Source organism: Carboxylicivirga litoralis, from assembly GCF_025499605.1.
GTDB lineage: Bacteria > Bacteroidota > Bacteroidia > Bacteroidales > Marinilabiliaceae > Carboxylicivirga > Carboxylicivirga litoralis.
The window spans coordinates 70811-83692 of the sequence record NZ_JAFMVC010000008.1 but is presented as its reverse complement, the minus strand read 5'-3'; the positions used below and the strand labels follow the sequence as shown (position 1 = coordinate 83692).

Below are 12882 nucleotides of genomic sequence, written 5' to 3'. Positions count from 1 at the left end.
GAAAATCAATTCCCTTTCTATAAAAACAAAAAATGGGGCACCGTAAGCGATGCCCCATTTTCTATTAGAATATATCTTGCTTATTCTTTTTCTTTCATGTTAAGCGCAATTTGCAACTCGTCTAACTGTTCCTTAGCTACCGGCGATGGCGAATCAATCATCACATCTCGTCCTGAGTTGTTTTTAGGAAAGGCAATCACGTCGCGGATGGAATCTAAACCTGCAAATAAGGATACCAAACGGTCGAAACCAAAGGCCACACCACCATGCGGAGGTGCACCATATTTGAAGGCATTCATTAAGAAACCAAACTGATTTTCGGCTTCCTCTTCAGTGAAACCAAGTAGTTTGAACATCTTCTGCTGCAGCTCGTCGTTGAAAATACGAACTGACCCTCCACCAATTTCAACACCATTAATAACCAAATCATAGGCATTGGCACGAACCTGACCCGGTTCGCTATCCAGCTTATCCATATCTTCGGCTTTAGGCGACGTAAATGGATGGTGCATAGCGTGGAAACGCTCAGCATCTTCGTCCCACTCCAACAATGGGAAATCAACCACCCAAAGTGGTGAGAATTTATTTTTATCACGTAAGCCTAATTGTGAGCCCATCTCTAAACGCAACTCACAAAGTGCATTTAAGGTCTTATTCAATGCGCCGGCTAGTATCAATACCAAATCACCATCTTTGGCATTAAATTTAGCGCCAATCGCTTTTAGTTCCTCAGCTGAGAAAAATTTATCAACCGACGACTTAACAGAACCATCAGCATTGAACTTGATGTAAATTAATCCACCAGCTCCAATCTGCGGTTTCTTCACAAAGTCAGTCAGTTTATCCAACTGCTTACGGGTGTATGTAGCACAACTTTCAGCACAGATACCACCCACATACTCTGCTTCGTTGAATAACTTAAATTCAGAACCTTTAACATCGGCAGTTAGGTCAACAAACTTCATTTCGAAGCGCGTATCCGGTTTGTCTGAACCATAATATTTCATTGCATCGGCATACGATAAACGTGGGAAAGTATAATCAATATCCACATTTTTAATCGTTTTAAACAGATGCTTGGTCATTCCTTCAAACGTATTCAGAATATCTTCCTGGTCTACAAACGACATCTCGCAGTCGATTTGTGTAAACTCAGGCTGACGATCGGCACGTAAATCCTCATCGCGGAAACACTTCACAATCTGGAAGTAGCGATCGAAACCACTCACCATCAACAATTGCTTAAATACCTGTGGCGACTGTGGTAAGGCATAAAACTGACCTTCGTTCATGCGCGAAGGCACAATAAAGTCACGCGCTCCTTCAGGAGTCGATTTAATCAGAACAGGTGTTTCTGTTTCAATAAACTGTTCTTCATTCAGGTAGTTACGAACCTCGAATGCAATTTTATGACGCAATACCAAATTCTCACGCACCGGATTACGGCGTAGATCGAGGTAACGGTATTTCATACGCAATTCATCACCACCATCTGTTTCATCTTCGATGGTAAAAGGCGGCAATTCCGATGAATTTAAAATGGTTAATTCCTCAACCAATATTTCAATTTCACCTGTCGGAATTTTATTGTTTTTATTGCTTCGCTCAGCAACTTGTCCTTTAATCTGAATCACATACTCACGGCCTAACTCGGCAGTTTGCTCACAAAGCTCCTTATGTGTTTCTTCGTTAAAAACTAATTGGGTAATCCCGTACCTGTCTCGCAAATCGATAAAGGTCATTCCCCCAAGGTTTCTTACTTTTTGCACCCAACCACTAAGTGTTACCGACTGATTGATGTGCTCAATTCTTAATTCTCCGCACGTATGTGTCCTGTACATTGTAATTCTTATTTATCGTTGCCAATTGGCAAATGTATGCAACGATATTGACGTTTAAAATTATCTTTGCGAAAATAGTAAGAAAAAGCATACAAAAAAGCTGTTAAGAGTTTTAGGCCGGAGTTTTTTATGCCTGGTATTTTAATACATGATATTTATCAGTTTTCAAGCAGCTATTTAACGAATCAGACAATGAGCGAAATCACTTTCTCAGACCAATATTATATGAAACAGGCTTTTGTGGAAGCACAAAAAGCCCAGGAAAAAAATGAAGTGCCAGTAGGTGCAGTTGTGGTATGTAACAACCAGATTATAGCCCGCACTCATAACCTCACAGAAACATTAAACGATGTAACCGCCCATGCCGAAATGCTGGCCATCACCTCGGCAGCTGAATTTCTGGGAGGCAAATACCTCAACGAATGTACGCTTTATGTCACGCTTGAGCCCTGCGTGATGTGCGCCGGCGCTTTAAACTGGTCGCAAATAAAGCGTATTGTGTATGGTGCCAGTGATGATAAACGGGGTTTTGCCCGTTGTCAACCTTCCCTCATTCATCCCAAAACAGAGGTTATAACCGGCATTATGCAAGAGGAGTGCCAGGCCATTATTCAGGAATTTTTTAGGCAAAAAAGATAATATTAGGTCAGTAGATTGATAGATCAGTAGGCTGATAGGTCGTTAGGTCAATAGATGATTCGCAACTAAAACCTATACTGAATTAGGGAAACACCAACAGCACTAAAAGAAGAAAGCCGGATTTGCAAATGCAAACCCGGCTTTCTTCTTCTTCAAACTAAAACTTATACAATTTTTATAATGGAGTCTTTGGTATAATACCGATAACTTGTCCCGCACTTTAGTCGGGAGATTAATGACAGCGTCAAATACAAAGTAAATTTAACGCTTATGACATTAACTAATCGGTATTATTTTACGAACACTTTTTGTTCATATTGCTCATTTTCACCTATCACTTTCACCACATAAACACCTGGTTGTAAACTTAGAACCTTAGTATAGCTATCGCTTTTAAATTCTTCGGTTGACACCATACGACCATCGATAGTAAATAAGTAAACCTGCTTATCTCCCACCCAATCACAGTAAACTACCAGTTTTGATGAATTTTCAATATATACTTTCACATCAGCTGCTGATTCAGATGGCTTATCATCAATATCAGTAGCCACCTTCGATTTACCAAAGTGCAGCACAAAACGATCATTAAGCTCAACATCTTCATCAACTGTAAAGGTATACTCTGAGTTAGCATCCATCTCAACCATTGCTCCTGTGCCGTTTTTATCCTCTAATAAAATTGGATAATCCTCACTAAGCGTATTCAAACCATCAATTCGAATGGTGTGATTACCAGCCTTTAACTTCATTCCTAACACGACTTCACCTCCCAACATATCCTGTGGTAAAGTGTTAATAACAGCTTTCTTACCTTCTACAATTGAATAAATATATGAGATACTTGTACCATTATAGAAACGTTGCTCTGAGTCCCTGCGACTCATTCCTAAATCGCCGTTTTCATCCAACAGCACAACAGCTTCATCAACTAGTTCAAAAGCATTAGTTAGCTTAACTCGTAGCAAATCATCTCGCGTTGATGTTGATTTTAACGATACTTTATTCACATCATGAATCCTATTAGAAGCACTCATCGAAATATTGGTCCCCACCTTTCCTGCATCTGTTTGAACATAAAACGACTGAGAAGGTGCAATAATTCCATTAACCAAAGTCTCAGCTGGAGAAGCAATTCCTGTATAAATATTATAGGTCTCAAACACCTTGTTACTATTTCGCTCTGAGTTAGACACATAAACAGTACCCGTAGTGTTGACAAAATCACCTGTAACGCCATCTTCACGGGGCAACTGATAATACGCATTGTATGGATTAGCAATAATCTGCCAACCGTCTTGCAATGAAGTTGAGTAACTTGAGGCATTATTTAATGTTCCTGTATGTGTAACAACAGCATCCGAATACCTCACTAGTAGCTGATAACCTGTAATCTCGTCATCGCCAACAAAACCACTTGCGTTTTTACCAATCTGTTCTAATGAACCAGCCTTGTATTTATAGAGAACATAATCGTTTCCTGCTCCAACTAAGGCATCATAACTAGCCATTGCCGGGGCATCAATAGCATGACCTATAAACCAGTGGTGCTGGTTATCGTAGGTCCATTTAATGGTAACATCTCCCACTACATTTCCTATTGTAATGAGCGAGGATGGTTGGCTATTCGTATTCTCAATTATTAAGTTGTTGTTAGTTGTTAACACTCCATTTACCGTCATTTGAGCACCAGGCTGAAGCGTTAAGCCACCAATATGATCAATTGTCAAATCATGTACCTGAGCCACATCTGTTGTATTAATAACGGGGGCAACACCAGCCTGATTGATGACAATATCTACACCAGCTCCCGGGATTAATCCTCCCTGCCAGTTACTTACTTTAAACCAATCGCTATCACCACCTAACCATGTATATTCAGGAATTGACACAAAACCAAAAGTGATATAGTGGTTATTGTCACTTCCATTAAAACCAAAGCTTAATGCCCCTGCTAAATCGGCTGTTCCACTATTCGCATTACCTGCAGTGGTACCAACGGTTAACTCCGACCATGCATCAGGCGTTAAATCAGTCCATCTTACAATTCTTAAATTATCGTCCGGAGACACACCACTGCTACTATCCCATCGTAATAATAGATTCGCCGAATTACCTGACACCGGTGCTTTTACTCTCCAATATTCGTTATGACTAACAAACTCAACATCACCGTCCAGGCTGCTAACATCATAACCATCATTAGTTGGGTTATTATTGTAATATTCAGCTTCCCAAATACCATTATCGCTAACGCCTTTAACAACTACATTACCATAACGATTTCCTTTTCCTACAGGGAAATTAAATTCATCTCCGGCACTCATTGTTTTAAATAACGGTCCATTCACATACCTGTAATCGGTAGCCCCGCTAATACAATCAGTTGCTGTGTTAGTAATTAAAATTGTATGACTTGAAGATGAATTAATCAAACCATCTACAAATGTTAATTGACTATTTATTTCAATGTCATTATTAAGTGTTACGCTACCAGGGTTACTTATTTCAACGCTATATAAAGCACTGGAATTAGCAGATGTAAAACCTCGTGTACCGGTTATTAACTGCTCACTGTCTCCATTGAAATTAACAATACAGTTAGCACTTGATTTTGTAGTATAGGTGCCGCCATTGAATTCCAAATTCTTTTTAATATTCAGTTTCTGCTCATGTTCATTAATAAGGTCTGAGCCATTAATAATTAAATCGCCATGTAACTGCAACTCAATATTTGGTAAACGTCGTGTCCCATCTCCGCTAACTATAACGGTGTTAGCCGATGGTACCGAACTGAGAATATCATAATCCTCATCGCCATTTAGAGCACCGGTATAACCATATTCTATTTTACCACTATCAGGTGCAAAGAATCCGCCGTAATCGCCGGCCGGTAAATCACCGCGCTCGAGATATAAAGTTCCCGTACCGATCACATTACCTAATCGATGACCATAGCCCTGATCCACTTTTAGCTTACCTGTATCATCAATCCTTGTTTCATACGATACGCGGTAATTATCATCCATAACTACTTCGTGACGAACCAATACGCGCGCGCCTCGTGGGCCACCTGCAATATTTGGCAACCAAGTTGAAGCATTTGTCCAATCGCCATCATTTTGCGAAATGTATTGAGCAACCTGATCCGGTATCGCATCATCAATACCCGCCGTGTAATCACCATCTATCTGATCATCGCCTCCAATCAGTTCGAACGTTAGTTCATGAGTCGATTCATTATAATCGTTATTGGCTGCATCACCATATTTTTCCCATAAACCAGACGCCCGGCTTCTTAAACGAGCCGTAATATACTGAGAGGTGGTATTTGGTGCAGTCACCATTTCATCTGCACCATAGGCCTGCATTAGTGCTGTAGCATCAACACCGCTTGTTCCTTCGGCATCTAATATCCAGTAATATTGCAATACATTACTGGTTTCGTTGACGCCCATTGCGCCTAGGCCATCCTGAACGGTTGGCTGGTGTTCGTCTGCTGCCTTCACACGAATAGAAGCTCCGTCATTCATACTTCGCACCGTCATTGTTACCGGCGTATATTTACCCTGCGAACCGATTGGATAAACAAAATCAGTTGCGCTGCTAATGGTGGGGTAAAACTTCTTAATACCCGCATCGGTAAATGAAATATTCGTCTGAATCATATTCTGCTCAGAAAATGAGGATGCTTCCGTAATTGTAGCAGCCTTTTCAATTACTAATAGATTCTGGTCAATATCAAAGATACCTTTACTCATTATCAGGTTACCTGTGATTGTAACCTGGTTACCAACTGGCACTTTAACACCACCAATATTATCAATCTTCAGGCTCGCTAAATCAGATGTCCCATATAAATGTTGTTGACTGCTTCCGCATGCAACAATTCCATCTCCACCTGCCGTATGACTGGTTGTAATACTGATATACATATCACCTTGTGCAAACAGGTTGTGGCCACCATCTTCGAATGCTCCTCCGGTTAAATGCAGCTCTCTATCAACCGTAATGTCATTTGCCAGCGTCAATTGATTGCTGGTTGTTTTATATAAATTATAAAAATCACCTGTTCCGGTATTGGTGATTATCTGTTCGGCCACACCATTAAAATAAGTTGAATTGGAATTTGCCACGAAATCGCCATGATTGGTAAAATCACCACCAACTGTTAAGTCCAATCCATTGGCATCAAATTGTGCACCAGTTTGGATTTCTAATGCTTCACTAATAATTAACGGCACAACCAATGATGTTGCACTTGTTCCAACTGAACTGGTATTATCAATCGTTAAATTCGACAATGCCGCACTACCATAAATACTAAAATCTTTTCCGGCTACAACGGTATTGGCATGACCAACAGTTAAAACAGTTCCGGCTCCATAACTAACCGTTTCAGGTGCAAAATTAAACGAGGCCACGGTTGGATTCGAACGTAAATCATTTACAAGCGTTAAGGTACCGGCAGTATGTGTAAATGAGCTTCCCGCATTAAGAATTTCGAAAATACCCCTGTTATCAACCCCGGCAGCACTTTCTCCTACCTCAACGGTCCCTCCTGTTTGAGTATAAGTTAACACGCCTTCTGCACTTGTTTCATCACGACGTAACTGTGAACCAATGTAAAGTGCGCCATCTGTCACCTCAATATGGGCATTACCAGATACAGAGTATATAATTGGGTTATCGCCTCCACGCATATCCAACGTACCACCTGATATCTTCAGCAATCCATCGAGAAAAACACCAGAATTACCTGAAGCATTGGCACTCCCTTGTCTTACTTCAAGTCCGGAAGTTGATGGAATAGAGAAATTATCATCACCGGTCGTTAAATCAACATCAATATCTGGATGATTCAGTACTAATATTCCGTTTTGCAGCTCGATTGCTTTCGCAACACCAACACCTGAAGTAGCTCCTTGTATCGTAAAATTACTATTGATTGTAGCTGTTGTTGTTTGTCCGGTTCCTTTATTAACCACTAAACGGTATAAATCAGGATTAGTGCCTGCTCCTATATCCATGGTCATATCACTATTTCCATTCAGATATAATGTCACGCGGTCATTGTTGACACCATCGCACAAATTAAGACCGACACCTGTATTTGTTTGTTGAATATGACGTCCAACATACATATGATGATCCAATGCTGAACCATTGGCACTTCTCACATGAATTTGATTACCTGTATTATGTAATAATACATCACGTCCCACCGTCACTGTTCGTGCCGTACCACTATTCTGGAAGGCCAATTCGGCACCTCCACCACTAGGACTACCTTCAACAGGATTTGTTATTTCAAATAACACGAGGTCTCTTCCAATATTCAAATCACCATCGGCATCGTTATCTAATATGACATTTGCATCGCCAAGTATTTCAAAGTTACCGTTCGTTGTTATCGCTTTTGTCAATGTAACATCATAATTACTACCACCCCAATCATTATTCGCAATCATCAGGTTAGGAACCTCATCAGGCGTATTATTAATAGTTCTCCCTGATGATGTAAAGTTTTCATACACGATATAAGCCGAATCCTCTTTAGCAAATTCGCCCATATCCATTAATGAGAAATCAGGATCTCCAATGCGTGCCCAGAACATTCCTTCACCTCGAACTAAATCGGCTGTTAGCTCACCACCGGTATTATTGATACACAAACATGGGCGGAATTGGAAATTAGAACGGTACAACCTTTCTGTTGGATTACCGACAGCATCCTTCATCTGTGTAAAAATAACTTCGGCACACGTTTCTTGCGTATTATCAATCCATATACCATGAGGTTCGCCTTCATTTCCTGAACTTCCTGTATTACCCCATGGCACCCAACCAATCACAGCTACATCACCTTCCTGAGGATAATCATTCACACCCGGCTGACGACTGTCGTGATACTCATCTTCATCTATAGTACCATTACCGTCAATATCATTTAAACGATCGCTACGCGTCCAGGTATTATTGGAACGCCAGTTCGCTTGACGGGCATTATCTCTGGAGTAAAATACTTGTACTTCACCATTAAAGCGATTATTAGGACCTGCTGTATAATTGGCAACCACCAATGGCAATGCACCGCCACTTCCATCGTCATACGTAATGATGTTATTAGTATCATCTACCCTACTCTTATCATTAATGTATGATCTGGTATATGGGTTCTCTCCTAACACTCTTCCCGGGTAGTAATTTGAGTCATTACCAACAACATCGCTTTCATTATACGTCAAACTATAAACGACATTTGGCACAGTAGTAAAGCCTTCATGACGAACGCGCCAATAATAGTCTAAAGGATCGCCACCTAATGGGTTTGTTGTTTTCAGATAACTGTCAACCGGGTTGATGGTAATATATCCCTCATCTGAAAAATCGGAAACAACCACTTCGACCGGTGTGTATTTCGAATTACCTCCCGATGTTACATCCACGCCATCGGTACCGATACCAATTGGGAATCGATAATTTGCATTCGCATAAACTCTTAAAGAAACTCCTCCATCAGAGGCATTTCCGGATGTTATAATCTTGTTGTCAACTGCCCCATCCGTAATTCGATAGGCTCCTTCAGAGGCATTACGATATAAATAATCCAGCTTTAGATTATAATCTCCAATATTAATATTACCATTATGGAAGTTTAAACGTTTAATATAAACATCAGATGTAAAAGTTATCACAGAAGCATCACCAGGATTACATTTCACAAGACCAAACTCTGCACCCTCGATAGTTTCAATATTGTAACTACCAGGTCTCAATCTTAAATTAGCCTCTCCGGGTGTAACGCCATGTTCATATGTTGTCAATACATCATTATTAACAATATCGCCATAAGCCCGAATGGAGAAAATACCCTGTTCCAATATTCCTGACTCAACTCTTAATTCTCCATGTGTTTTAATAAGTCGGTTTAAGACTCCTGAATTATCGCGATTAACCTCGTCGCTTGTTAGCGTTAGCTTTTTCCCACTTGGTTTATTCACAACAAAATTCCAGAAGTTTTGCTCCTCTCCATCATCTGCATTATTGTGCCATGTAAAATAAAGCTCACCATCTTCTGTTCCATTAAATGTGGTTGTATTCTTTGTCCACGACGCCGGCCATGAGCTGGCAGATCTTAATCCCCACTCATAAGTAGCTCCTCGTTCTATTGTGAAGTTTCGTCCAATATATACATCTGCTCCATTGTGATAAAACTCTGTATTATTGGCACCTTCAATGGTGAAATCGTTTAACACACGTAATGGCATGGCAGCCATCGTTTCCGTGTTATCATCAGTAGCTGTGAATGCATCTATCTCAATAGGCCATGTAGTTGAATGTGTATTTCTACAAATAAAGTTCCACACGGGGGCTCGAAGGTTTATCTTGTATGTTGAACCAACATTTTGTGCCGCATCAATAATAACAGTTCCACCAGATACATTGCTATTGGCATCTGATGAGTTCACAATCATCGCAAAATCATCGCCATCGCCGCCATTACCTTGATCTGTAATTCGTAAAGTACCGCCCGACATGTTGAACACATTGGTTTGGAAAGGTAAATGAAAAGAGGCATAGCCGCCTGTCTCATTCACGATATTAACCGTTCCTCCTGATTGAATATAGGCCCCCAGGTGATCTCCAGCTCCTCCCCAGGTTGAAGTTCTTACGGTATTTAGATTATGTGTTCCTCCTTCGAACTTTAAGGTACTACGTCCTCTAAGAATGGTACCACTTCCAGTAATTTCATTAAAGCTTGAGTTATCCGAACATTGTAAAGTACCGTATACGGCCAGCCAACTGGCGTCGTCAACAGTAACCGAGGCATTGGCATATAACCATAACCTGGCATCAGTATCAATATCATAGGTATTACCTTCAGCTAATTCGGCAATCACAATATTACTTCCCAGCTTCAAGGTACCGGCTAATAATCTTAAAGCTTTATTTCCATCTCGGTTGCCTCCGTTGTCATTATCTCCGCTAACAGCCTCATTATTTCTTCCGTAAAGGTTAAAATTAGCCGTAGCACTCGCCGAAACATCTAAAACATAAGTATCATCAACACCTTTATCACATGTTAACTGATTAAAACGTGTTACGCCATTACACAAAACAGTTTGATTTTGAGAGGCATTATTAAAAATGACCTCACAGGCTCCTGTATCGTCGTCATCATTGTAATCAGCACTTGTACGATTGGTAAAATAGGCGGTTCCATTATTTGTAAAATCACCTTCTATAATAAATTGGTGATATTGATCATGGTAACCTCCCCACCAGGTGTATGTATCACCAGAACCGGTCCGTATGGCAGCACCAGACTCCACCGTCACATTACCTTTAGTTGTCATGGTAATAACATCTGTAGATGCATTGTTATTTACTCTAAAGGTACCACTGGTAATCGTTAAGTTACCATTCAAGGTGTAATCACCCAGTAAGGTTAATTGCTGACCTGCAGACATGGAAACCTCCATACTATAGAAAGTGTAGTCATTTGCTATGGAATAATTATTACCATAGTAGACAACCGTACCCTTATCCTGCCCTTCATCAACAAATTGTGAACAATCGGTGTAGCTTGGAAAGTTGTCAGCGGCCATTAAAATACGGCCTTCACCAGAAATTTCATCAAAAGTATGACCTGTTGTCGTTCCCAGATCCAAACGACCATCAACATCAATTGAGGCACAATGTATGCTATTCAGATTCATGGTTACTGTTTTTCCATCTCTGATAACAACATGATCCGTTACTGCTTGTGGATATGAATTGCCCGGGTTATTAGGCAATGAACCGGACGGGTCTAATGTCCAGGTCTCCCAGTTATCCCAATCACCACTTATTAAGGTGTACCAGGTCACTCCAGGCGCTCCCTCAACAGGGCTATCTGTTTGGTTAATGGTACCAATGGTGTAATATCCATTTTGCAGGTTAGCATCCAGCACATCGAAAGAAACCTGGTCGGCATCTCCAATACTTGGTGTGGCACCTGAAACGACAGAGTAATTACCTGCATTAGTGCTTCGATACAACAAAACGTAATTAGCAATATCTTGTGGAAATTGTCCTCCGGTAATACCTTCTGGTAAATCAAAGGTCATACTAACATTGGTATTAGCTCCACTACTTTTTTCGACCCACCAATCGCGGGCCCATCGGGCTTCCACGCTTCCTGTTATATCTGAAGTAACAACGGCGTTGACCGTATTATTGTGGGCAAATACAATATATTCTCCTGAATTGAACGAACTGCCTGTTTCTGAAATGTAAAAACCGGCACTATTAGATACTGTTAGTGTACCATCAGATTCTTCACCAACTCCTGTATAATCGTTAAAGTACGAATTGTCATAATCGGCATCGGTGGCAAAAATGTCTGAACTAACCGTAATTCCGTATTTCTGACTTAGATAATTCTCTAATAATAAACGCTCAGCACTTTTTAATCCTCTATTAAAAATAATGACTTCGGCAATATCTCCTCTTAAAGCATTTGTATTACTTGAAGGTGTATCATTCCCAATATTTAAGTTTGATGCATAAGAACCAACTGCAGCAGTTTCACCACCATCGGTATCACTGAATGTTGAGTTATAAAAAATTTCTAAACTCTGCTTGACAATCGGATCGTATACGCCTGAGAGAATATAGGTATTTGCTCCAATAGTTCCACTCCCAAGTGACTGAGCATCTGCACCTCCATTATTAATAATCATTCTCAAATCACCATCATTTCTAATGTACATATTATAGGCACAATTAGAGTTCCAGGCAGAACTCTTAGAAACAACTCCCTGAAACTCACTAACACCATTTGACTTTAGTACAACAAAGACAGATACACCATCTGCAAAGCCTTCCAGCCCATTATCATCTGGTATTGATAAAAAGTCAGCATTAAACCGAATGACAGGCAAGTTATTAAAATCAGCTCCTCCATCAGCCACATATGTTGGTCTATAACCGACAGTTGATTGTTCGGCAATAAAACCATTTGACGACTGGTCTGTCCAGGAGCTAACAATATTAGAGCCATCCATAGTAACACCGGCGTCAGCTTTAAGCCATACTACAACCTCTTCACTACTTCCAACCCCACCAGGGCCTGTTTGACTATATACATGGCTCGCTATAAATAATAATAGCAAGTTTAAAATCCCTTTAGTAGAAGTATACTTCATAATCATGAGTTTGTCTAGAAATTATTATAAGGCTTAGCGATCCCCTAGTATAAGCCCTAAAGAGCCACAAAATTATAATTATTACGTAATAAAATACTGATATAACGTACTTAGGTTATCAGCATTAATTCCTCCAATAACAGCTAGCTGTTTATTTTCAACCACTTACACGCCAACAACAAAGACATTACCATTTTAAATATTTGACC

The 12882-nt window shown here is 40.3% G+C and carries 3 protein-coding genes; 1 reads left to right on the top strand and 2 read right to left on the bottom strand.

Annotated elements, in window-relative coordinates:
- Positions 1–80: 80 nt before the first annotated feature.
- Complete coding sequence (gene aspS, locus J1N10_RS09630) at positions 81–1841, bottom strand: aspartate--tRNA ligase (RefSeq protein WP_262326487.1); 1761 nt, start codon at positions 1839–1841, stop codon at positions 81–83.
- Between the two features lie 192 nt (positions 1842–2033).
- On the opposite strand from aspS, the gene J1N10_RS09625 reads away from it, so the two are divergent.
- A complete protein-coding gene (locus J1N10_RS09625; RefSeq protein ID WP_262326486.1) occupies positions 2034–2480 on the top strand; it encodes a nucleoside deaminase in 447 nt (148 codons plus the stop codon).
- Between the two features lie 290 nt (positions 2481–2770).
- Here the strand turns inward: J1N10_RS09625 and J1N10_RS09620 are convergent, their stop codons facing one another.
- A complete protein-coding gene (locus J1N10_RS09620; protein WP_262326485.1) occupies positions 2771–12673 on the bottom strand; it encodes a T9SS type A sorting domain-containing protein in 9903 nt (3300 codons plus the stop codon).
- Positions 12674–12882: the final 209 nt, after the last annotated feature.